Genomic DNA, 24,279 nt, shown 5'->3' with positions numbered 1-24,279 from the left:
ACTGCAGGGGGGACCCTGTGGGAGAGTAGGACGCCGCCGAACAATCATTGTGGGAAAGCCCCGCACCTTCTGGTGCGGGGCTTTTCTGCGTTCACCGGTCGATGTCTCGGTGTCGGTGCCGGTGACGGTGGGGAAGTGAGGGGTGGTCAGCCGGCGGCCGGGGCGGGCTACTTGGGGTCCTGATGGCACGTCATCGCCGGTTGGGCATTTCCGCTCGTTCGATGTATGCTCTATTCCGTTGCCGAGGGGAAAACCCCGGAGCGACAAGCCGGCCCCTATAGCTCAGTCGGCAGAGCGTCTCCATGGTAAGGAGAAGGTCAACGGTTCGATTCCGTTTGGGGGCTCCATCCAAGAAGAAGGCCCCCGCCCTAGTGGCGGGGGCCTTCTTCGTTTTCCGTCAGTCCTGGTGGGGCTCCGGGACACGCATCGCCAGGATGGCCATGTCGTCCGACGGGGGGTCCGCCGCGAAGCGCTCGACCGCGCGCATCACGCGGGCGGTGACGGCGCCTGCCGTCAGGCCCGTACACGTGGTGAGAACGTCGGCGAGGCCGTCGTCGCCCAGCATGCGGCTGCCCTCACGGCGCTCGGTGACGCCGTCGGTGACGCAAAGGAGGACGTCGCCCGGGTCGAGGGTGACGGACTGCTCGTAGAGCTCCAGGTCCTCCATGACGCCGAGGAGCGGCTGCGGCTCGGCGGCCGGTTCGACCGAGCCGTCCTGGCGGAGGCGCAGCGGGAGCGGATGGCCGGCGCAGACGACCTTGAGGAGGGCGCTGCCGTCCTCCTGGGGCCAGAGCTCGCCGTACAGCAGGGTGAGGAAGCGGCTGCGCTCGCCCTCGTCGAGGATGGCGGCGTTCAGCCGCTCCAGGACCGCCGGGCCGCCGAAGCCCTCGCGGGCCAGCAGGCGCAGGGCGTGGCGGGCGAGGCCGGTGACGGCGGCCGCTTCGGGGCCCGTGCCGCAGACGTCGCCGATGGCGAAGCCGTACGCGTCGTCGCGGATGGGGAACAGGTCGTAGAAGTCACCGCCGACCTCGTTGCCCTCGCCGGCCGCCCGGTAGATGACGTCGACCTCGACGCCGGGGATCTGGGGCAGTCCCGGGGGCAGCAGGCTGCGCTGGAGGGACTGGCTGATGGCCGTGCGCTCCGAGTACAGCCGGGCGTTGTCCAGGGCGAGGGCGGCCCGGCGGGACAGGTCCTCGGCAAGCTCCAGGATCTCCTGGCGGAAGTGGTCGTCGGAGGGCTTGCCGAGGGTGAGCATGCCGATGACGCGGTTGCGGGCGACCAGCGGCAGCACGACGGTCTCGCCGCCGACCGCGGCGGCCGTGGCCAGCGTCGTACCGATACCGGAGGACACCGCCGAGGAGCCGAGGCCCAGTTCGCGCATGGAGGTGCGCAGCGCCGCCTGGTGGGCGGCGTCGGCGGGGGCCGTCCAGACGCGGGCGCCGGGGGAGGGGACCGGCTCGGGCGGCGGGATCCTTGACAGCAGGGCCTTGAGGCCGTCGATGCGCTCCTCGTCCTCGTGCAGGACGTACGAGAGGTAGGGATCCGAGGTCGGGTCGGCGATCGTGTAGACGGCGCACCAGGTGGCGAGGGTGGGAACCGTCATCTGGGCCATGAGGGCCAGGGTCTGGTCCCGGTCGAGGGTGCCGGCCAGCAGGTCGGAGGCCTCGACGAGGAAGCTGAGGGAGCCGCGGCGGAGTCGTTCCAGCTCCCCGAGGCGGGCGGACTCGACGGCGAGGGCGATGCGGTCGGCGGCGAACTGGAGGCGGAGGGCCTCCTCGTTCGAGTAGCGGCCGGCGGATTCGGCGGCGACGCCGAGCGAGCCCGTCAGGCGGCCCTCCACCTTGAGGGGCACGGTGACCACGGACCGCATGCCGGTGCCGTTGAGGAGGGGGACGGAGCCGGGGACGGCCGAGAGGTCGTCGTGGACGGCGGGCATGCGGGCGGAGGAGTAGCGGCCGGTGCCGGCGGCCTCCACGGGGACGCGGGCGAAGCGCTGGCGGGCCGAGGGGAGACCGGTGGTGGCCCGGACCTCGAGCTCGGTCTCGTCGTCGGTGGCCAGGAGGAGGAAGGCGGCGTCGCCGTCGAGCATGTCGCGGGCGCGCTCGACGGTGCGCTGGAGGAGGCCGTCCAGGTCGTCGGGGGCGGGGGAGCCGATGAAGACCTCGAAGGGGTCGGTGCTGCGGCTCTCGTTGCTGGAGTCGACGGGGGTGCGGGGCGGGGACTGGAGGACGGCGCGCTCATAGTCGCGGACGAGGAGGCAGACCGTGGACGGTTCCCCGTGGGTGTCGCGTACGCGCAGGTGGGAGGCGTAGACGGGGATGACGCGGCCGTCGGTGCCGCGGATGCCGTAGCTGCCCTCCCAGCGGGAGAGGCGGAGGGCCTCGGCGATGCCGGTGCCGATGCCGGGAGTATGGGGCCAGGCGGCCAGGTCGCCGAGGGGCTTGCCGACGACCTGTTCGGCGGCATACCCGAAGAGGTGCTCGGCGTCCTCGTTCCAGGCGGTGATGGTGCCGTTGCGGTCGATCTGGGCGACGGCGACGCGGACCCGTTCGTCGGCGACGGGGAGCAGGTCGATGGGCAGGACGGGGCCGGCGGAGCGGGTGCCGACGGGGCGTTCGGGAAGGTCGAGCTGGAACCAGACCTGTTTGCGGGTGGGGGAGTACTCCACGCCCCAGCGGGAGGCCAGGGCGGCGCACAGGAGCAGGCCGCGGCCGTTCTCGCTGTCGGGGTTGCCCAGGGACTGGGCGGTGCCCTGGAGGGGGACCTCGCGCTCGGGGTAGCGGTCGGCGACCTCGATGCGCACGCCGTTCTCCGTGCGCAGGCACAGGACGTCGGCGGCGGTGCCGGCGTGGATGACGGCGTTGGTGACGAGTTCGCTGGTCAGGACCACGGCGTCGTCGACGACATCGGTGTACCCCCAGCCTTGGAGGGTGTCCCGGACGAAGGCCCGGGCGGTCGCCACGGACCGTCCCACGGGTTCGAAGGTGGCGGCCGCCCGAGCGGTGATCACAGAACTCCTCGTACGTGTCTCGACGCCCGGCTCTGCCATGATCGGCCCTGCCCCTCCCCGGTGCCCGGTGGTCGTACAGCGTCGCGCCGCCCCTGCCGGGCGGACCGGGGCGGTTGGACAGCCGGATGCCAGGTTACTTACCTTCGCTGTCCGGGCGGATGGTGGTCACCGCTGTTTCCGTCCCCCGAGGACGGGGACGTTATGCGAAGCTGCCGAACTGTTATGGCCTGGTTCCGTCGTGGTGAAACACTGGGAAGGCTTCCATCGGCGGTGGGAGCGGCAATGCCCGAGCAGTACGGTCAACCCCTTCGGGAGGGACACGGTGGAGTCTGGCGTGACGGCGCGGGGCGGTAGCACGCGCGCGAAGGGCGGACGGCCCCGGAGCGGTGGGACCGTGGAGGTGGACGCCGCCGCTCTGGATCGGCTCCTGACGGCCCTGGTGTCGATGCGGGACGGCAATTTCCGCAAGCGGCTGACCGTCACCGGCGACGGGGTGATGGCGGAGATCTCCGCCGTCTTCAACGAGGTGGCCGACCGGAAGCTGCACCTGACCGGTGAGCTCCAGCGGGTCCGGCGGATGGTCGGGCGCGAGGGCAAGCTGTCGGAGCGGCTGGAGGTCGGGGCCAGCGAGGGCGCGTGGGCGCAGGCCATCGAGGCCGCGAACGCGCTGGTGGACGACATGACGCGGCCGGTCTCCGAGGTCGGGCGGGTGCTGTCCGCGGTCGCGGAGGGTGACCTCGACCAGCGTATGGAGTTGCGTTCGGAGGGTGAGGACGGGTCGGCGCGGCCGCTGCGGGGCGAGTTCCTGAAGGTCGCCCGTACGGTGAACAACCTGGTCGACCAGTTGTCCGCCTTCACCGACGAGGTGACCCGGGTGGCGCTGGAGGTCGGCACCGAGGGCAAGCTGGGCGGCCAGGCGCAGGTGCGCGGGATGTCGGGTTCGTGGAAGGACCTGACGGACTCGGTCAACACCATGGCGTACCGGCTCACCGCCCAGGTGCGGGACATCGCCCTCGTCACGACGGCGGTCGCCAAGGGCGATCTGTCGCGGAAGGTCACCGTCCATGTGGCCGGCGAGATGCTCCAGCTGAAGAACACCGTCAACACGATGGTGGACCAGCTTTCGTCCTTCTCCTCCGAGGTCACGCGGGTGGCGCGCGAGGTGGGTACGGAGGGCGAGCTGGGCGGCCAGGCCGAGGTGCCGGGCGTGGCCGGGGTCTGGAAGGACCTCACCGACTCCGTCAACACGATGGCGGGGAACCTGACGTCCCAGGTGCGGGGCATCGCCGAGGTGACGACGGCGGTCGCGAACGGCGACCTGTCGCAGAAGGTCACGGTGAGCGCGCGGGGCGAGGTGGCGCAGCTCGCCGACACGATCAACCAGATGACCGAGACGCTGCGGACGTTCGCCGACGAGGTGACGCGGGTGGCGAGCGAGGTCGGTGCCGAGGGGCTGCTGGGCGGTCAGGCGCAGGTGCCGGGTGCGGCGGGGACGTGGAAGGACCTGACGGATTCGGTGAACACCGTGTTCCGGAACCTGACCACGCAGGTGCGGGACATCGCGCAGGTGACGACGGCCGTGGCGAACGGTGACCTGTCGCAGAAGGTCACGGTCGACGTGGCCGGCGAAATGCTGGAGTTGAAGAACACCGTCAACACGATGGTCGACCAGCTCTCGGCGTTCGGGTCCGAGGTGACCCGGGTGGCGCGGGAGGTCGGCGTCGAGGGCCGGCTGGGCGGTCAGGCGGAGGTGCCGGGTGCGGCGGGGACGTGGAAGGACCTCACCGACTCGGTGAACACGGCGTTCCGCAACCTCACCGGCCAGGTGCGGGACATCGCGCAGGTGACGACGGCGGTGGCGAACGGCGACCTGTCGCAGAAGGTCACGGTCGATGTCGCGGGCGAGATGCTGGAGTTGAAGAACACCGTCAACACGATGGTGGCGCAGCTCTCGTCGTTCGCCGACCAGGTGACCCGGATGGCGCGGGACGTGGGCACGGAGGGCCGGCTCGGCGGCCAGGCGCGCGTACCGGGGGTCTCCGGTACGTGGAAGGAGCTGACGGACTCCGTCAACTTCATGGCCGGCAACCTCACCTCGCAGGTGCGTCAGATCGCGCAGGTGACGACGGCGGTGGCGCGCGGTGACCTGTCGCAGAAGATCGACGTGGACGCGCGCGGGGAGATCCTGGAGCTGAAGAACACCATCAACACGATGGTCGACCAGCTCTCAGCGTTCGCGGAGCAGGTGACCCGGGTGGCCCGCGAGGTGGGTACGGACGGGCGGCTCGGCGGCCAGGCGCAGGTGCCGGGCGTCGCCGGTGTGTGGCGCGACCTGACGGACTCGGTGAACGGCATGGCCGGGAACCTCACCGCCCAGGTGCGCAACATCGCGCAGGTCGCCACCGCGGTGGCGCGGGGCGATCTGTCGCAGAAGATCGACGTGGACGCGCGCGGGGAGATCCTGGAGCTGAAGAACACCCTCAACACGATGGTGGACCAGCTCTCGAACTTCGCGGAGCAGGTGACCCGGGTGGCCCGCGAGGTGGGTACCGAGGGCATCCTGGGCGGCCAGGCCGAGGTGCAGGGCGTCTCCGGCACCTGGAAGGACCTGACCCAGTCCGTCAACTCGATGGCCAACAACCTCACCTCCCAGGTGCGGAACATCGCCGAGGTGACCACGGCGGTCGCCAAGGGCGACCTGTCGAAGAAGATCACCGTCGACGCCCGGGGAGAGATCCTCGACCTGGTGACCACCGTCAACACGATGGTGGACCAGCTCTCGAACTTCGCCGACGAGGTGACCCGGGTCGCCCGCGAGGTGGGCACGGAGGGCATCCTCGGCGGCCAGGCCCGGGTGCGGGGCGTGACCGGCATCTGGAAGGACCTCAGCGACAACGTCAACGTGATGGCCAACAACCTGACCTCGCAGGTGCGGAACATCTCGCGGGTGTCGTCGGCCGTCGCCAACGGCGACCTCACCAAGAAGGTGACGGTGGAGGCGCGCGGCGAGGTCGCCGAGCTGGCCGACACCGTGAACACCATGGTGACCACGCTGTCGTCGTTCGCCGACGAGGTGACGCGGGTGGCGCGTGAGGTGGGTACGGAGGGCGAGCTGGGCGGCCAGGCCCGGGTGCCCGGTGTCTCCGGTACGTGGAAGGACCTGACCGAGTCGGTGAACTCGATGGCGTCCAACCTGACCGGTCAGGTGCGCCAGATCGCCACGGTCACCACCGCCATCGCCAAGGGCGACCTGACCAAGAAGATCGACATCGACGCCCGGGGCGAGATCCAGGAGCTGAAGAACACCATCAACACGATGGTCGACCAGCTCTCGTCGTTCGCGGAGGAGGTCACCCGGGTCGCCCGCGAGGTGGGTACGGAGGGCATCCTCGGCGGCCAGGCCCGGGTGCGGGACGTCGACGGTACGTGGCGCGACCTGACCGAGTCGGTGAACGAGATGGCCGGGAACCTGACCCGGCAGGTGCGGGCCATCGCGGCCGTCGCCACCGCGGTGACCCGGGGCGACCTCAACCTGAAGATCGACGTCGACGCGGCGGGCGAGATCCAGGTCCTCCAGGACAACATCAACACGATGATCGCCAACCTGCGCGACACGACCCTCGCAAACGAGGAGCAGGACTGGCTCAAGGGCAACCTGGCCCGGATCTCCGGCCTCATGCAGGGCCGGCGCGACCTGGACGACGTGGCCTCGCTGATCATGAGCGAGCTCACCCCGGTCGTCTCGGCGCAGCACGGCGCGTTCTTCCTGGCGCTGCCGACGGGGGCCGGCGGTGAGATCGGGGCGGACGAGGACGGCTCGTACGAGCTGGTCATGCGCGGCAGCTACGGCTACTCGTCCGGGGCGATGCCCACGTCCTTCCGGCCCGGCGAGACGCTGATCGGTACCGCGGCCGAGGAGAAGCGGACCATCCAGGTCAATGTGCCGCCGGGGTACCTGAAGATCTCCTCCGGGCTCGGCGAGGCGGCCCCGGCGCACGTGATCGTGCTGCCGGTGCTGTTCGAGGGGAAGGTCCTCGGGGTGATCGAGCTGGCGTCGTTCCAGCCGTTCACCCAGATCCAGCGCGACTTCCTCAACCAGATCGCCGAGATGATCGCGACGAGCGTCAACACCATCAGCGTCAACACCAAGACCGAGGTGCTGCTGAAGCAGTCGCAGGAGCTGACCGAGCAGCTCCGGGAGCGGTCGGCCGAACTGGAGAGCAGGCAGAAGGCACTTCAGGACTCCAACGCCGAACTGGAGGAGAAGGCCGAGCTGCTGGCCCAGCAGAACCGCGACATCGAGGTGAAGAACACCGAGATCGAGGAGGCGCGGCAGGTGCTGGAGGAGCGGGCCGAGCAGCTCGCGGTCTCCATGCGCTACAAGTCCGAGTTCCTGGCGAACATGTCGCACGAGCTGCGGACGCCGCTGAACTCGCTGCTGATCCTGGCGAAGCTGCTCGCGGACAACGCGGACGGGAACCTGTCGCCGAAGCAGGTGGAGTTCGCCGAGACGATCCACGGGGCGGGTTCGGACCTGCTCCAGTTGATCAACGACATCCTGGACCTGTCGAAGGTCGAGGCGGGCAAGATGGACGTCAGCCCGACCCGGATCGCGCTGGTGCAGCTCGTCGACTACGTGGAGGCGACCTTCCGGCCGCTGACCGCGGAGAAGGGGCTCGACTTCTCGGTACGGGTGTCGCCGGAGCTCCCCGCGACCCTGCACACCGATGAGCAGCGGCTGCTCCAGGTGCTGCGGAACCTGCTGTCGAACGCGGTCAAGTTCACCGACAGCGGTGCGGTGGAGCTGGTGATCCGGCCGGCCAGGACGGACGTCCCGCCGTCGATCCGGGAGCAGCTCCTGGAGGCCGGATCGCTGCGCGACCCGGAGGGCGACCTGATCGCCTTCTCGGTGACGGACACCGGGATCGGCATCGCGGCCAGCAAGATGCGGGTGATCTTCGAGGCGTTCAAGCAGGCGGACGGCACGACCAGCCGCAAGTACGGCGGTACGGGCCTGGGGCTGTCGATCAGCCGGGAGATCGCCCGCCTGCTGGGCGGCGAGATCCACGCGGCGAGCGAACCGGGCCGCGGCTCCACCTTCACGCTGTACCTGCCGCTCCACCCGAGCGAACTGCCTCCGCAGGGCTACGGGCACGGCTCCGGCCCCGAGCTGCACCAGGGCGCCGAGGACGGCCTGCTGGACGGGTACACGGAGCAGGGGCACCCGGTCCAGGCCCCGGGTGAGCGCTCCGAGCGGCGCTCCGGGGCGGGCGCGCTGTTCCGGCACCGCCGGCGGGCCGCGCTGGGCGGGGCGGAGCAGCGGACGGCGCTGCCGGGCCGGACCGGGCAGCCGGACCGGCCGGGCCGGTCCGGGCAGCCGGGCGGGGCGGCCGGGGGTGCGGGCACGACCGGGGCCGCGGCGCCGGGAGGGGCGTCCGGGTCGGCCGGGTCGGCCGGTTCGGCCGGGGCACCGGAGGCGTGGGGGACGGCCGGGCAGGAGGCGGGCGAGCCGAAGCGCGGCTTCGACTTCCACGGCGAGAAGGTGCTGATCGTCGACGACGACATCCGCAATGTCTTCGCGCTCACCAGCGTCCTGGAGCAGCACGGGCTGTCGGTGCTGTACGCGGAGAACGGCCGGGAGGGCATCGAAGTCCTGGAGCAGCATGACGATGTGACGGTCGTACTGATGGACATCATGATGCCGGAGATGGACGGGTACGCGACGACGACGGCGATCCGGCGCATGCCGCAGTTCGCCGGGTTGCCGATCATCGCGCTCACCGCGAAGGCGATGAAGGGCGACCGGGAGAAGGCGATCGAGTCGGGCGCTTCCGATTACGTTACGAAGCCGGTGGATCCGGATCATCTGCTCGCGGTGATGGAGCAGTGGATGAGCGGAGAGTGAGCGGAAGCAGGTGACTTCCTGGCGACTTGCTGACTGACTGTGGTCGAGAGCGTGTGAGAGGGCGGGATTCGGGGAACCTTCTGGTCTCCCACCGCGTTTCTGCTACGTGCACAGTGACATCGCGGTGACAGGGTGTGGTGACAGGCGGGGTGCGGCTACCATGACCGGCACAAGGACGGACGGCGCAAGGGAGTCGTCCCCTGGGGCGGCGCCCGGCCAACTGCCGGGGCGAGGAGGACGGGCCATGGTGCAGAAGGCCAAGATCCTCCTGGTCGATGACCGACCGGAGAATCTGCTGGCGCTGGAGGCCATCCTCTCTGCGCTCGATCAGACGCTGGTGCGGGCATCGTCAGGGGAGGAAGCACTCAAAGCGCTGCTGACGGACGACTTCGCGGTCATTCTGTTGGACGTCCAGATGCCAGGTATGGACGGTTTCGAGACCGCCGCGCACATCAAGCGTCGGGAACGGACACGGGACATCCCGATCATCTTCCTGACGGCGATCAATCACGGCCCCCACCACACCTTCCGGGGGTACGCGGCGGGCGCGGTCGACTACATCTCCAAGCCCTTCGACCCCTGGGTGCTGCGCGCCAAGGTGTCCGTCTTCGTCGAGCTGTACATGAAGAACTGTCAGCTCCGCGAGCAGGCGGCCCTGCTCCGGCTCCAGCTTGAGGGCGGCGGCCAGGGCGGGACCGTCAAGGAGTCGGCGGGCCTCCTCGCGGAACTGTCCGCCCGCCTCGCGGCCGTTGAGGAGCAGGCGGAGGCCCTGTCCAAGCAGCTCGACGACGACTCGGCCGACGCGGCCGCCGTCGCCACCGCCGCCCACCTGGAGCGCAAGCTCACCGGACTGCGCAGGGCGCTGGACGCGCTCGAACCGGGTACCGGCGGCGGCTCCGCCGCCCTGCCCGCCCCCAACTGACGCCGGGAGCCCGCCCGGTGGGGCCCGGCGCCCCGCCGGACGCTCCCGGCTGAGCGGGCGTCAGCCCCGTACACGTACAGGACGACACGAACGGGTGAAGCGGTGGGCACACGTGTCCACCGCGTCCCACACCGGTAATCTCACCACCATGGCCTCACGTACGTCCGGCAAGGGTTCTCAGGGCACGGCGGGTACCGCGAAGCCGCGCGCCGGCCGTACGACCGGCGCGGCGAAGAAGGCGGTCGCGGCGACCCCGGGGAAGCCCCCCGCCAGGAAGACCGCGCCCGTGCGGGCGGCGAAGCCCGCCAGGAAGGCGCCGGCCAAGAAGGCCGCGGTGAGGAAGACGGCGGCCAGATCCGCACCCTCGCCGACCGCCGGCGTGTACCGGCTCGTGCGGGCCCTGTGGCTCGGCCTCGCGCACGCGGTCGGCGCCATGTTCCGGGGCATAGGGCGCGGCGCCAAGGGGCTCGACCCCGCGCACCGCAAGGACGGCCTCGCCCTGCTGCTGCTCGGCATCGCCCTGATCGTGGCCGCCGGCACCTGGGCCAACCTCCAGGGCCCGGTCGGCGACCTCGTCGAGATGCTGGTCACCGGGGCGTTCGGCCGGCTGGACCTGCTCGTCCCGCTCCTCGTCGGCGCCATCGCCATCCGGCTGATCCTCCACCCCGAGAGGCCGGAGGCGAACGGACGGATCGTGATCGGGCTGTCCGCGCTCGTCATCGGCGTGCTCGGCCAGGTCCACATCGCGTGCGGTTCGCCCGGACGGGACCTGGGCAGCGAGGCGGTGCGGGACGCGGGCGGCCTGATCGGCTGGAGCGCCTCCAAGCCCCTGATCTTCATGATGGGCGAGGTCCTCGCCGTACCGATGCTGGTGCTGCTGACCGTCTTCGGGCTGCTCGTCGTCACCGCCACGCCCGTGAACGCCATCCCCCAGCGGCTGCGGGCCCTCGGGGTGCGGCTGGGCATCGTCGAGCCCGACGTCCAGCCGATGGGCGTGGACGACGAGCGGTACGACGACCAGTGGCGCGAGGCGCTGCCGGCCCGGGCGCGACGGCGCGGCGCGGGGCCCGAGGCCTACGACCCCGACCAGGCCGAGGAGCAGGCGCTCACCCGCCGCCGGAGGCCCCGCAAGGCGGCCGCCGCCCCCGGGGGACCCGCCGGGCCCGACGCCGACCGGCCCAGGGACGCCGTGGACGTCGCCGCGGCCGCGGCCGCCGCGCTGGACGGCGCCGTGCTGAACGGCATGCCCCCCTCCCCCCTGGTCGCCGACCTCACCCGCGACGTCACCGGCGACCGGGGCGCGGACGCCCGCGCGGCACAGGACACGCGGGGGGCCGGCGGCGCCCGGGGCGGACCGGCCCGCACCGGCCGGGCGGTCCGGGGCGGCGAGCCCACCCCCGTACCGTCCGCCAGGGACGCGGACGCGTCCGGCGGCCTCGTACCCGACCTCACCAAGCCCGCACCCGTCCGCGACGATCCGCAGGACCTGCCGCCCCGCGCCGAGCAGCTCCGGCTCGCCGGGGACATCACCTACTCCCTGCCGTCGCTGAACCTGCTGGAGCGCGGCGGCCCGGGCAAGACGCGCAGCGCCGCCAACGACGCGATCGTCGCCTCGCTGACGAACGTCTTCTCGGAGTTCAAGGTCGACGCCGCCGTCACCGGCTTCACCCGCGGCCCGACGGTCACCCGGTACGAGGTGGAGCTCGGCCCGGCCGTCAAGGTCGAGCGGATCACGGCGCTGACCAAGAACATCGCCTACGCCGTCGCGAGCCCCGACGTACGGATCATCTCGCCCATCCCCGGGAAGTCCGCCGTCGGCATCGAGATCCCCAACACCGACCGCGAGATGGTCAACCTCGGCGACGTGCTGCGCCTCGCGGACGCGGCCGAGGACGACCACCCGATGCTGGTCGCGCTCGGCAAGGACGTCGAGGGCGGCTACGTGATGGCCAACCTCGCGAAGATGCCGCACGTGCTGGTCGCCGGTGCCACCGGCTCCGGCAAGTCGTCGTGCATCAACTGCCTGATCACCTCGGTGATGATAAGGGCGACCCCCGAGGACGTACGGATGGTGCTCGTCGACCCCAAACGGGTGGAGCTGACCGCCTACGAGGGCATCCCGCACCTGATCACCCCGATCATCACCAACCCCAAACGGGCCGCCGAGGCCCTCCAGTGGGTCGTCAAGGAGATGGACCTCCGCTACGACGACCTCGCCGCGTACGGCTACCGGCACATCGACGACTTCAACGCCGCCGTGCGCGCGGGGAAGGTCACGCCGCCGGAGGGCAGCGAGCGGGAGCTCCAGCCCTACCCGTACCTGCTGGTGATCGTCGACGAGCTGGCCGACCTGATGATGGTCGCGCCCCGGGACGTCGAGGACGCGATCGTCCGCATCACCCAGCTCGCCCGGGCCGCCGGCATCCACCTGGTGCTGGCCACCCAGCGGCCCTCGGTGGACGTCGTCACCGGTCTGATCAAGGCGAACGTCCCCTCCCGGCTCGCCTTCGCCACCTCCTCGCTGGCCGACAGCCGGGTCATCCTCGACCAGCCGGGCGCCGAGAAGCTGATCGGCAAGGGCGACGGACTGTTCCTGCCGATGGGCGCCAACAAGCCCGTCCGCATGCAGGGCGCCTTCGTCACCGAGGAAGAGGTCCAGGCGGTCGTCCGGCACTGCAAGGACCAGATGGCGCCCGTCTTCCGCGACGACGTCACGGTCGGCAGCAAGCAGAAGAAGGAGATCGACGAGGACATCGGTGACGACCTCGACCTGCTGTGCCAGGCCGCCGAGCTCGTCGTCTCCACCCAGTTCGGCTCGACGTCCATGCTCCAGCGCAAGCTGCGCGTCGGCTTCGCCAAGGCCGGGCGGCTGATGGACCTGATGGAGTCGCGCAACATCGTGGGCCCGAGCGAGGGGTCCAAGGCGCGGGACGTCCTCGTCAAGCCGGATGAGCTGGATGGAGTACTCGCTGTCATCCGGGGGGAGTCGGAGTCGTAGGAGCCTCACTCGTGAGGAAACCGTGGGCAACCGTTTCCTCCTTCCGTACATCACGTTGGAGGGAGAGGCGGAAAAGAGTTGTCCCGCTTCTCGGGCGCATGCCATTCCGATGGCGTACAAAGTGCGTCCGCCCGGTTGCTCCACCCTTTCGTACCACCCATAGACTGAACCTCCAGCAGGTGGTTACACGCTCGAAAGGCGCCCTCGTGTCCATCGGCAACTCCCCCGAAGACGACCGGCCTTCGACCCCCGACGCCCGTGACGCCCCCGAGGTCCTCCGGGACGGCAAGTCCGCCAGGGCCTCCGCGGCCTCCGGCGCCCCCCGTTCCCGGTTCCGTTCCCGCACACGTGGTCAGGCCCGCGACCAGGGCCCCGGCCAGGGTCCGGATCAAGCCAAGGGCGATGTGCCCGACGCCCCGGACGGCCGGGACGCCGTGGCCGCCTCCGTCACGGCCGCCGGATCCACGGCCGACCCCGCCCCCCTCGCTCCCGAGGACGACCGGCCCTCGATCGGCCGCCTGCTCCAGCAGGCACGCATCGACGCCGCCCTGACCGTCGAGGAGGTCAGCTCCTCCACCCGCGTGCGCATCCCGATCGTGCACGCGATCGAGGAGGACGACTTCTCGCGGTGCGGCGGCGACGTGTACGCACGCGGCCACGTCCGCACGCTCGCGCGTGCCGTCGGCCTCGAGCCGGCGGCCCTCGTCGAGCAGTACGACGCCGAGCACGGCGGCCGCCCGTCGCCCACGCCCGCCGCCCCGCTGTTCGAGGCCGAGCGCATCCGCCCGGAGCGCCGGCGGCCCAACTGGACCGCCGCCATGGTCGCCGCGATCGTCGCGGTGATCGGCTTCGTCGGCTTCACCCTGTTCAACGGGGACGGCGGGGGCTCGCGGACCCACCACGTCGCCGAGGGCCCGGCCCCGGCGCAGAAGGCCACCCCCAAGCCCAAGCCTCCGAAGGCGGTCGCCCCGCCGCCCGCACCCTCGGAGAGCGCCATCGCGGCCGTCCCCAAGGACAAGGTGACGGTCAAGCTCACCGCGACCGAGGACAAGAGCTGGATCTCGGCCAAGGCGCGCGACGGCAAGCTGCTCTTCGACGGGCTGCTGCTGAAGGGTGACTCCAAGACGTTCCAGGACGACGAGCGCTTGGACCTCATCCTCGGGAACGCCGGCGCGATCGAGCTGTTCGTGAACGGCAAGAAGGTCGAGGACGAGTTCGAGGACGGCCAGGTCGAGCGCCTGACCTACTCGAAGGGCGACCCGCAGGTCGGATGACGGACCGGCCGGGCCCGGAGAAGGGCCCGGCGCGGGTCTCGGCGCGCTGGGGCGGACCACCGGGTCGGGTGGTTTCGCGGCCGGCGAGCCGGGGGGGAGCCCCCGTGGGCACGGCGGGGCCGGCCCGGGCGCTGGGGGGCGGGACCCCTGAGCGATGGGGGTGTCGCTGGGACGAAGTAGTCTTGAGTCCATGCCCGAACGCCGTACCGTCGCCCTTGTCACTCTTGGCTGCGCCCGTAACGAGGTGGACTCGGAGGAGCTCGCAGGCCGCTTGGCAGCGGACGGCTGGGAGCTCGTCGAGGAAGCCGCCGACGCGGATGTCGCGGTCGTCAACACCTGCGGCTTCGTCGAGGCCGCCAAGAAGGACTCCGTCGACGCCCTGCTCGAAGCCAATGACCTGAAGGACCACGGCCGCACCCAGGCCGTCGTCGCCGTCGGCTGCATGGCCGAGCGGTACGGCAAGGAGCTCGCCGAGGCGCTGCCCGAGGCCGACGGCGTCCTGGGCTTCGACGACTACGCCGACATCTCCGGCCGCCTCCAGACCATCCTCAGCGGTGGCAGTGTGGAGGCCCACACCCCGCGCGACCGGCGCAAGCTGCTGCCGCTCAGCCCGGTCCAGCGGCAGGACGCGGCCGCCGAGGTCGCCCTGCCCGGCCACTCCCAGGAGCCCGCCCCCGCCCCCGAGGACCTGCCCGAGGGCGTCGCCCCGGCGTCCGGGCCGCGCGCTCCGCTGCGCCGCCGGCTGGACACCAGCCCGGTGGCGTCGGTGAAGCTCGCCTCCGGCTGCGACCGCCGCTGCTCGTTCTGCGCCATCCCGTCCTTCCGCGGATCGTTCGTCTCCCGGCGTCCCAGCGACGTCCTGGGTGAGACGCGCTGGCTGGCCGAGCAGGGCGTGAAGGAGATCATGCTGGTCTCCGAGAACAACACCTCGTACGGCAAGGACCTCGGCGACATCCGCCTGCTGGAGACCCTGCTGCCGGAGCTGGCGGCGGTCGACGGGATCGAGCGCGTCCGCGTCAGCTACCTCCAGCCCGCCGAGATGCGGCCCGGGCTCATCGACGTCCTGACGTCGACCGAGAAGGTCGCCCCGTACTTCGACCTGTCCTTCCAGCACTCGGCCCCCGCGGTGCTGCGCTCGATGCGGCGCTTCGGGGACACCGACCGGTTCCTGGAGCTGCTGGACACCATCCGCGGCAAGGCCCCGCAGGCCGGCGTGCGGTCCAACTTCATCGTCGGCTTCCCCGGCGAGAGCGAGCAGGACTTCGCGGAGCTGGAACGCTTCGTCACGCACGCCCGGCTCGACGCCATCGGCGTGTTCGGGTACTCGGACGAGGACGGCACCGAGGCCGCCACGTACGAGGGCAAGCTCGACCAGGAGATCGTCGACGAGCGGCTCGCCCACCTGTCGCGGCTCGCCGAGGAGCTGACCGCGCAGCGCGCGGAGGAGCGGCTCGGCGAGACCCTGGAGGTGCTGGTCGAGTCCGTGGACGAGACGCCGGACGGGGACGGTGCCGTGGGGCGCGCCGCGCACCAGGCGCCCGAGACCGACGGCCAGGTGGTCTTCACGACCGTCGAGGGTCTGGTGCCCGGCCGCATGGTCACGGCCAAGGTCGTCGGCACGGAGGGCGTCGACCTGGTGGCGGAGTGTCTTGAGGAGGCGGGCAGATGACCGGAGCCCCGGCATCCGCTGCGGGCGGTACGGGTAGGCCGGCGCCCGGCGGCAAGCTGGGCGCTGCGGCCGTCAATCAGGCCAGCCTGTGGAACATCGCCAACATCCTCACCATGGTGCGGCTGGTGCTCGTACCGGCCTTCGTGGTGCTCATGCTCCAGGACGGCGGGTACGACCCGGCCTGGCGTGCCTGGGCCTGGGCGGCCTTCGCCGTCGCCATGATCACGGACATCTTCGACGGACACCTGGCCCGCGCGTACAACCTCGTCACGGACTTCGGGAAGATCGCCGACCCGATCGCGGACAAGGCGATCATGGCGGCCGGACTGATCTGCCTGTCGTCACTGGGGGACCTGCCCTGGTGGGTGACCGGAGTGATCCTCTTCCGCGAGCTGGGCATCACGCTGATGCGCTTCTGGGTGATCCGTCACGGGGTCATTCCGGCCAGCCGCGGCGGCAAGATGAAGACGCTGGCGCAGGGCACGGCGGTCGGGATGTACGTCCTGGCGCTGACCGGTCCACTCGCGACACTGCGCTTCTGGGTGATGGCGGTGGCCGTCGTGCTGACGGTCGTCACCGGGCTCGACTACGTGCGGCAGGCGGTGGTCATGCGACGTCAGGGACTCGCCGCGGAACGCGCGGAAAGGGCGCGGCTGCGTTCGGGGACGGAGTCGGGACGGTGAACGCGGCGGCGCGTGCTCTGGCCCTCCTCGCGGAGAGTGACCAGACGGTCGCTGTGGCGGAGTCCCTCACGGGCGGTCTGGTGGCGGCGGAACTGACCTCCGTGCCCGGGGCCTCCCGGTCCTTCCGGGGGTCCGTCACGGCGTACGCGACCGCCCTGAAGCACGAACTGCTGGGGGTCGACGCGGCGCTGCTGGCGCGGCGCGGAGCCGTCGACCCGGATGTCGCCCTGCAGATGGCGGCGGGTGTGCGGGGCCGGCTGGGAGCCGGATGGGGGATCGCGACGACCGGTGTCGCGGGCCCCGAGCCCCAGGACGGACAGCCCGTGGGCACGGTGTACGTGGCGGTCTGCGGGCCGGCCGACGGGCCCCGCGGCGCGGGGAAAGTCACCGCCCTGCGATTGAACGGCGACCGTGCGGAAATTCGTAGAGAGAGTGTACGGAGCGTGCTGGAACTGCTCATGGACGAACTCTCGGGAAATGCGCGGGCACAGGATACGGAACAGAACGGGGGGAACTGATGTTTGCAGCCCTGAGTGAACACGTCATCGCTCCCCGCACGGCCGCAGCGCGAGGCGGTACGGTGGGGCGTGAAGGATGCGGCTACACGGTCCGAGGAGGGAGCCACCGATGATTCTGCTCCGTCGCCTGCTGGGTGACGTGCTGCGTCGGCAGCGCCAGCGCCAGGGCCGTACTCTGCGCGAAGTCTCCTCGTCCGCCCGAGTTTCGCTCGGCTATCTCTCCGAGGTGGAGCGGGGGCAGAAGGAGGCTTCCTCCGAGCTGCTCTCCGCGATCTGCGACGCGCTTGACGTACGGATGTCCGAGCTCATGCGAGAGGTGAGCGACGAGCTCTCACTGGCTGAGCTGGCCGAATCGGCAGCGGCGAGTGAGCCGGTGCCCGCCCCAGTACGCCCGATGCTCAATTCTGTGTCCGTGACGTCGGTGGCGGGTGTGCCGACGGAGCGGGTGACGATCAAGGCGCCCGCGGAGGCGGTGGACGTCGTCGCCGCCTAGATATTCCACGCACACCGGAGCGAGGGTCCTTGCGAGGACTCTCGTTCCTGTGTTCCCGCCGCGCGGTGTTCCTGCCGCGTGAGTGGCACGTCGTTCGCGCGCACACATGGTGAAAGCGCACGTTTGGGGCTGAGCCCCGGTCGGGTACACGAATGGCCGACCGGGGCTTTCGCTTACCCCGAATGCCCGTTTTAGGTCGTATGTGTCATGGTGGTCGGGCGTGTGTTTCCCACCGCACGCCGGGAACGGAGGATTCGGAATGTCTGTCGTGAAGAGCCCCCTGTCCGACGCCGATCTGAAGGTGGTCGGTGAAGCCCTGCAGGGCGCGCTGGTCGACGCGGTCGACCTGTCCCTGGTGGCCAAGCAGGTGCACTGGAACGTGGTCGGGCCGCGCTTCCGCTCGATCCACCTCCAGCTGGACGAGGTCGTGACCACCGCGCGCCAGCACTCCGACATCGTGGCGGAGCGCGCCTCGGCGCTGGGTGTCACCCCGGACGGGCGAGCCACGACCCTCGCGTCCAGCACGGCCATCAAGAACGTGCCGACGGGCTGGATCAAGGACGACGAAGCGGTCCGCATCATGGTCGAGGCCCTGGTCACGGTGGTCGGACGGATGCGGGAGCGGATCGAGGCGACCGACAAGCCCGATCCGGTGACGCAGGACCTGCTGATCGCGCTGACGGCGGACCTCGAAAAGCACGCGTGGATGTTCCAGGCCGAGAGCCGTCAGGCGGACAACCCGTAGTTCCGCGGGTGTCGGGTGCCCGCCCCGGGCCTCGGGCTCGGGCGCCGGGTGCCGGAACGAACGGGACGGGAGGGTGTATCGAAGCGCCCGGCGTGCGCCGGAGGCGCGCACCGGTACGCCCTCCCGCCATGTGATCGGGCCGGTCTAGCGTCGACCGGAGGAGGCGGCCATGGTTCGGCGACGGGTTCCGCTGCTGGCGCTCGCGCTGGTGCTGGGCGGACTGTGGTGGTGGGCGGTGCTGCGGCTGCTGCTGGCGCCCGGTCAGGCGGGCCCGGTCGAGGGGACCGTGGCCGCGGGCGGCTGGGGTCTGAGCCTGCTTCCCGTGCACGTGGCCTCGGCCCGTGGCACGGTCTCCGTGACCCGTACGCCGTCCCGCGCGCCGGGCCTCACCAGGGCGTGGCTGCACCGCCGTTCGGGCGGACGGACCGGCCCGTGGTGAAGGACCGGTGCCGGATACCGGATGGAGGACCCGCGTGGGCGACGTCCCCCGGTTCACCCACCCGGCCGAGCGGGGACCCGCGCGCGTACGACGCGATCCGACGGGTCGTCAACGGGTGGGGTCGTCGGGGCCCGGGCCCGACTGGCAGCCCGGGCACCAGTAGGACAGGCGCTCCCGGAGCGTCTCCTCCTTGCGGCGGATCCGGGTGCCGCAGCGGTAGCAGGGGTGGTTCCCGCGGCTGTAGACGTACAGCTTCCGGTCGGGGCGGTTCGTGGTGAGGATCGTCCGGCGGTCGAAGCGCTCCTTGTTCGCCTCCAGGAGGCGGTGGGCGGTGGCGACCAGGCGCTCGGGGACGCCGGGCGGGAGGTCGCCGACCGGGAGCCAGGGAGTGACCCGGGCCATGAAGGCGAGCTCGCACTTGTAGACGTTGCCGATGCCCGCCAGATTCCGCTGGTCCAGGAGTGCTTCGCCCAGGGGGCGGGACGGGTCGGCGAGCAGCCTCCGGACGGCCTCCCCGGAGTCCCAGTCAGGGCCCAGCAGGTCGGGGCCCAGGTGGCCCACGACGGACGCCTCGTCGCTGGTGCGGATCAGCTCCAGGACGGGGAGGCGGTAGCCCACGGCGGTGTGGGTGCTGGTCCCGAGGATGGCCCTGATCTGGTGGCCGGGACCGCCGTTCCAGCGCTCCTCGGGCGTGTAGACGCGCCAGGCGCCGTCCATCTGGAGGTGGGAGTGGAGGGTGAGCCCGCCCTCGAACCGGGTCAGGAGGTGCTTGCCGCGCGGGGTGACGTCGAGCAGCGTGCGGCCGGTGAGATCGACGGTGGCCAGGCGGGGGATCCGGAGGTCGGTGCGGGTCACGAGCTTGCCCGCGAGGGCGGAGTGCAGGCGGTGGGCGGTCAGCCAGACGGTGTCTCCTTCGGGCATGGCTCCATGATGCGGGACGCGGTGGGCGGACGGGACGGGGCCGATGGCGGCCGGCGGGCGGGTCAGGCGCGGAGGCGGAGGCCTCGGGGGGTCGCGTGGAAGCCGGCCCCCTCCAGGGCGCGGGACAGCGGCGAGGTGAGCGCCGCCCCGCCGTTGATCCGCTCCACGGTGACCGTGCCGAGGGAGCCCGCGCGGGCGGCCGCCGCCAGGGCCTCGGCGGCCGCATGGAGGGCCGGGTCGTCCACTTCGACGGGCCAGGACAGCAGGGTCTTGCCGCCGCGCTCCATGTAGAGGGCGAGCTCCCCGTCGACGAGGACGACGAGGGCACCCGCCTTGCGGCCGGGCTTGTGTCCGGCGCCGGTGGGGGGCTCGGGCCAGGACAGGGCGGCACCGTACGCGTTGGCGGGGTCGGCGGCGGCGAGGACGACGGCGCGCGGGGCGGCCGAGGTGTCGGCGCGGTCCCGGGCGCTGGCCGCCGCACGGAGGCGGTCGACGGCGCCGTCCATGGCGAACTGGGCGGCTCCCAGGCCCTCGACGACGTAACCGCGGCGGGCCTGGCCGCTGTCCTCGAAGGCCGACAGCACCCGGTACGTCGCGGAGAAGCCGCCCTCGACCCCCTCGGCCGCCACCGCGCCGCGCGTGACCACGCCGTGCCGGTCCAGCAGGGTGCGGGCCAGGGCGTGGGCCCGGTGGGTCGGCTCCGGCTCCGGCGGAGGAAGAAGGGACCACCGCCCGCTGACGGTCGGCGGACCGGTGCGCGAGGCCGTGCGGGCGGCCGCCGTCAGCGTGCCGTACCGGCCGCGGGGGACCGTGCGCCTGGCCCGGTGGGCGGTGGAGCCGGCCGTGCGGCCGGAGCCGAGCAGGGAGCGGAGGGGCGCCAGGGTGTCGTTGGTGAGCCGGCCGGACCAGGCCAGGTCCCACAGAGCGTCGGCGAGCTGGGGGTCGGTCGCCTCGGGATGGGTGGTGGCGCGGATCTGGTCGGCGATCTGGCGGAAGAACAGGCCGTAGCCGCCGGAGAGGGTGGTCAGGACGGCTTCGTGGAGCGCGGTGAGCTCCAGTGGGTGCGGCTGCGGGAGCAGCAGGGGCGCGGCGTCGGCGAGGTAGAGCGAGACCCAGCCGTCCTTGCCCGGCAGGGCGCCCGCTCCGGCCCAGAGGACCTCGCCGGTGGTGGTCAGCTCGTCGAGCATGGCGGGGCTGTAGCCGGCGACGCGGGAGGGCAGGACCAGCTTCTCCAGCGCGGACGCGGGGACGGGCGCGCCCTGGAGCTGTTCGACGGCGCGGGCCAGTCCGTCGATGCCGCGCAGGCTGTTGCCGCCGAGGTGCTGCCACTGGGGCAGGAAGGTGGCGAGCGCCGTCGGCGGGACCGGCTCCAGCTCGTGGCGCAGGGCGGCGAGCGAGCGGCGGCGCAGCCGGCGCAGTACCGCCGCGTCGCACCACTCCTGTCCGACGCCCGACGGGTGGAACTCGCCCTGGACGACGCGCCCGGCGGCGGCCAGACGGTGCAGGGCGCCGTCGGTCACGGCGGTGCCGAGACCGAACCGGGCGGCGGCCTGGGCGGACGTGAAGGGGCCGTGGGTGCGCGCGTACCGCGCGAGGAGGTCACCGAGGGGGTCCTTGACCGGCTCGGTGAACGCCTCGGGAACACCGACCGGAAGGGCGGTGCCCAGGGCGTCGCGCAGCCGCCCCGCGTCCTCGACGGCCGCCCAGTGGTCGGCGCCCGCCACGCGCACCTGGATGGCCCGCCGGGTCCTGCCCAGGTGCCGGGGCCACTCCGGGTCGGCGCCGCGCTCCACCAGCTCGGCGTCGGTGAGGGGCCCCAGGACCCGCAGCACGTCCGCGACCCCCTCCACGTCCTTGACCCGGCGGTCCTCGGTGCGCCACTGGAGCTCGCCCTCCAGCTCGGTCAGGACGTCCGCGTCGAGCAGCTCGCGCAGCTCCGCCTGGCCCAGCAGCTCCGACAGCAGCCGGGAGTCCAGGGACAGGGCGGCGGCCCGCCGCTCGGCGAGCGGTGAGTCGCCCTCGTACAGGAACTGGGCCACGTACCCGAAGAGGAGCGAACGGGCGAAGGGGGACGGCTCGGGGGTGGTGACCTCGACCAGCCGGACGCGGCGGGACTCGATGTCGCCCATCAGCTCCTTGAGGCCCGGCACGTCGAACACGTCCTGGAGGCACTCGCGGACGGCCTCCAGGACGATGGGGAACGAACCGAACTCACTGGCCACCTGGAGCAGCTGGGCGGCGCGCTGGCGCTGCTGCCACAGCGGTGTGCGCTTGCCCGGGTTGCGGCGCGGCAGCAGCAGGGCGCGCGCCGCGCACTCGCGGAACCGGGACGCGAACAGCGCCGAGCCGCCGACCTGGTCCGTGACGATCTGGTCGACCTCGCCCTTGTCGAACAGGACGTCGGCGGCGCCCACCGGCGCCTGGTCGCCGTCGTACTCGAGGCCGGGGGCGGACGGGGCCTGGTCCAGCAGGTCCAGCCCCATCAGGTCCGCGTCGGGCAGCCGCAGCACGATGCCGTCGTCGGCGTGCATCACCTGGGCGTCCATGCCGTACCGCTCGGTGAGCCGGGCGCCCAGGGCCAGCGCCCACGGGGCGTGCACCTGCGCGCCGAACGGCGAGTGCACCACCACCCGCCAGTCGCCCAGCTCGTCGCGGAACCGCTCCACCAGGATGGTCCGGTCGTCCGGCACATGACCGCAGGACCGGCGCTGCTCGTCCAGGTACGACAGGACGTTCTCCGCGGCCCAGGCGTCCAGGCCCGCCGCGAGCATCCGCAGCCGCGCGTCGTCCGCCGTCAGGGACCCCACCTCGCGAAGGAAGGCGCCCACCGCCCGGCCCAGCTCCAGCGGACGGCCGAGCTGGTCGCCCTTCCAGAACGGCAGTCGGCCCGGCACCCCCGGCGCGGGCGAGACCAGCACCCGGTCGCGGGTGATGTCCTCGATGCGCCACGAGGAGGTGCCGAGGGTGAACACGTCGCCGACCCGCGACTCGTACACCATCTCCTCGTCCAGCTCACCGACCCGGCCGCCGCCCTTCTTGGGGTCGGAGCCCGCCAGGAACACCCCGAACAGGCCCCGGTCGGGGATCGTGCCGCCGGACGTGACGGCGAGCCGCTGCGCCCCCGGGCGGCCTGTCACCGCACCCGTGACGCGGTCCCACACCACGCGCGGGCGCAACTCGGCGAACGCGTCCGACGGGTACCGGCCGGCCAGCATGTCCAGGACGGCGGTGAACGCCGACTCGGGCAGCGAGGCGAACGGGGCGGCCCGCCGGACCACCGCGAGCAGGTCGTCGAACTGCCAGGTGTCCAGCGCCACCATGGCGACCACCTGCTGGGCCAGGACGTCCAGCGGATTGGACGGGATCCGCATCGACTCGATGGACCCGGAGCGCATCCGCTCGGTGACCACGGCGGCCTGCACGAGGTCACCCCGGTACTTGGGGAACACCACACCCGTCGACACCGCGCCCACCTGGTGCCCGGCGCGGCCGACCCGCTGGAGGCCGGAGGCCACCGAGGGCGGCGACTCGACCTGGACCACCAGGTCCACCGCGCCCATGTCGATGCCCAGCTCCAGGCTGGAGGTGGCGACCACGGCGGGCAGCCGGCCCGCCTTCAGGTCCTCCTCGACCAGGGCCCGCTGCTCCTTGGAGACCGACCCGTGGTGCGCCCTGGCGAGCAGCGGCGGGGCGCCCTGGGCGGCACCGGACTGCGCCATCAGCTCGGCTGGGGACCCGTCCTCGGGGAGGGGCTCCCCGGTGGCCCGCTCGTACGCGATCTCATTGAGCCGGTTGCACAGGCGCTCGGCCAGCCGCCGCGAGTTGGCGAACACGATCGTCGAGCGGTGCGCCTGGACCAGGTCGGCGATCCGCTCCTCGACATGCGGCCAGATCGACGGCCGCTCCGCCTGGTCCGTGTCCGTCGCGGGCGACCCCCCGAGCTCCCCGAGGTCCTCGACCGGGACGACCACCGACAGGTCGAACTCCTTGCCGGAAACGGGCTGGACGATCTCCACCTTCCGCTGCGGGGACAGGTAGCGCGCGACCTCGTCCACCGGGCGGACCGTCGCCGACAGGCCGATCCGGCGGGCCGGGCGCGGCAGCAGCTCGTCCAGCCGCTCCAGGGACAGCGCGAGGTGGGCGCCCCGCTTCGTACCGGCGACCGCGTGGACCTCGTCCAGGATCACCGTCTCGATCCCCGACAGCGCGTCCCGGGTGGCGGAGGTGAGCATCAGGAACAGCGACTCGGGCGTGGTGATCAGGATGTCCGGCGGCCTGGTGGCGAGCGAGCGCCGCTCGGCGGCCGGGGTGTCGCCCGAGCGGATGCCGACCCGCACCTCCGGCTCGGGCAGGCCCAGGCGGACCGACTCCTGACGGATGCCGGTCAGCGGGCTGCGCAGGTTGCGCTCCACGTCCACGGCGAGCGCCTTGAGCGGGGACACGTACAGCACACGGCAGCGCTTCTTCGCGTCGGCGGGCGGCGGGGTGGACGCCAGCCGGTCCAGCGAGGCCAGGAACGCGGCCAGGGTCTTGCCGGACCCGGTCGGGGCGACCACCAGGACGTCCGAACCCTCGGCGATCGCCCGCCAGGCGCCCTCCTGGGCCGCGGTGGGCGCGTGGAAGGCCCCCGTGAACCAGCCGCGGGTCGCGGGGGAGAACGAGTCGAGCGCGGTGCCGGTCATGCCCCCCATCGTGCACCCCG

The 24,279-nt window shown here is 72.0% G+C and carries 13 protein-coding genes and 1 tRNA gene; 11 read left to right on the top strand and 3 right to left on the bottom strand.

Going from position 1 to position 24,279, the window contains the following annotated elements:
* Nucleotides 1-271 precede the first annotated feature (271 nt).
* Nucleotides 272-347 (top strand) — tRNA-Thr (locus tag ACZ7LK_RS28770).
* Between the two features lie 50 nt (nucleotides 348-397).
* On the opposite strand, the gene ACZ7LK_RS28765 is transcribed toward ACZ7LK_RS28770, so the two are convergent.
* Nucleotides 398-3,049, bottom strand: a complete 2,652-nt coding sequence (locus tag ACZ7LK_RS28765; RefSeq protein WP_469464675.1) for a SpoIIE family protein phosphatase — start codon at nucleotides 3,047-3,049, stop codon at nucleotides 398-400.
* Nucleotides 3,050-3,455: 406 nt separating this feature from the next.
* Here ACZ7LK_RS28765 and ACZ7LK_RS28760 point away from each other — a divergent pair, with 406 nt between their 5' ends.
* The 10 genes from ACZ7LK_RS28760 (at nucleotide 3,456) to ACZ7LK_RS28715 (ending at nucleotide 18,656) form a co-directional block, all read left to right on the top strand.
* Nucleotides 3,456-8,915, top strand: a complete 5,460-nt coding sequence (locus ACZ7LK_RS28760) for a hybrid sensor histidine kinase/response regulator (RefSeq protein WP_471144102.1) — start codon at nucleotides 3,456-3,458, stop codon at nucleotides 8,913-8,915.
* 244 nt (nucleotides 8,916-9,159) lie between these two features.
* Complete coding sequence (locus ACZ7LK_RS28755) at nucleotides 9,160-9,837, top strand: response regulator (RefSeq protein ID WP_392276995.1); 678 nt, start codon at nucleotides 9,160-9,162, stop codon at nucleotides 9,835-9,837.
* A 148-nt stretch (nucleotides 9,838-9,985) separates the two neighbouring features.
* On the top strand, nucleotides 9,986-12,835 hold the full coding sequence (locus ACZ7LK_RS28750; protein WP_471144089.1) for a DNA translocase FtsK: 2,850 nt from the start codon (nucleotides 9,986-9,988) through the stop codon (nucleotides 12,833-12,835).
* Between the two features lie 434 nt (nucleotides 12,836-13,269).
* The gene (locus ACZ7LK_RS28745) at nucleotides 13,270-14,109 is read left to right on the top strand and encodes a helix-turn-helix domain-containing protein (RefSeq protein WP_392277008.1); all 840 of its coding nucleotides are present in this window, start codon (nucleotides 13,270-13,272) and stop codon (nucleotides 14,107-14,109) included.
* Nucleotides 14,110-14,299: 190 nt separating this feature from the next.
* Nucleotides 14,300-15,778 carry a 30S ribosomal protein S12 methylthiotransferase RimO gene (gene rimO / locus ACZ7LK_RS28740; RefSeq protein WP_392276993.1) on the top strand — a complete coding sequence of 493 codons (1,479 nt, stop codon included), beginning with the start codon at nucleotides 14,300-14,302 and terminating at the stop codon, nucleotides 15,776-15,778.
* The gene (gene pgsA, locus ACZ7LK_RS28735) at nucleotides 15,775-16,461 is read left to right on the top strand and encodes a CDP-diacylglycerol--glycerol-3-phosphate 3-phosphatidyltransferase (RefSeq protein ID WP_392276992.1); all 687 of its coding nucleotides are present in this window, start codon (nucleotides 15,775-15,777) and stop codon (nucleotides 16,459-16,461) included. Before rimO ends, pgsA begins: the two co-directional genes overlap by 4 nt.
* Nucleotides 16,458-16,979: a CinA family protein gene (locus ACZ7LK_RS28730; RefSeq protein WP_471144086.1), complete on the top strand. Its 522-nt coding sequence runs from the start codon at nucleotides 16,458-16,460 to the stop codon at nucleotides 16,977-16,979. The genes pgsA and ACZ7LK_RS28730 overlap by 4 nt, the downstream gene beginning before the upstream one ends.
* Before the next feature lie 109 nt (nucleotides 16,980-17,088).
* Nucleotides 17,089-17,472, top strand: a complete 384-nt coding sequence (locus tag ACZ7LK_RS28725; protein ID WP_019889909.1) for a helix-turn-helix domain-containing protein — start codon at nucleotides 17,089-17,091, stop codon at nucleotides 17,470-17,472.
* A gap of 259 nt (nucleotides 17,473-17,731) precedes the next feature.
* Nucleotides 17,732-18,217, top strand: a complete 486-nt coding sequence (locus ACZ7LK_RS28720) for a Dps family protein (protein ID WP_392276990.1) — start codon at nucleotides 17,732-17,734, stop codon at nucleotides 18,215-18,217.
* A gap of 169 nt (nucleotides 18,218-18,386) precedes the next feature.
* Nucleotides 18,387-18,656, top strand: coding sequence for a hypothetical protein (locus ACZ7LK_RS28715; RefSeq protein WP_471144084.1), 270 nt, complete (start codon nucleotides 18,387-18,389; stop codon nucleotides 18,654-18,656).
* A gap of 108 nt (nucleotides 18,657-18,764) precedes the next feature.
* On the opposite strand, the gene ACZ7LK_RS28710 is transcribed toward ACZ7LK_RS28715, so the two are convergent.
* Nucleotides 18,765-19,577 carry an Fpg/Nei family DNA glycosylase gene (locus tag ACZ7LK_RS28710; protein WP_392276988.1) on the bottom strand — a complete coding sequence of 271 codons (813 nt, stop codon included), beginning with the start codon at nucleotides 19,575-19,577 and terminating at the stop codon, nucleotides 18,765-18,767.
* A gap of 62 nt (nucleotides 19,578-19,639) precedes the next feature.
* Complete coding sequence (locus ACZ7LK_RS28705) at nucleotides 19,640-24,259, bottom strand: ATP-dependent helicase (protein ID WP_471144082.1); 4,620 nt, start codon at nucleotides 24,257-24,259, stop codon at nucleotides 19,640-19,642.
* Between the last annotated feature and the right edge of the window lie 20 nt (nucleotides 24,260-24,279).

It is taken from the genome of Streptomyces sp. NPDC039423 (genome assembly GCF_055598725.1).
This window is presented reverse-complemented; position numbering and strand designations above follow the sequence as displayed.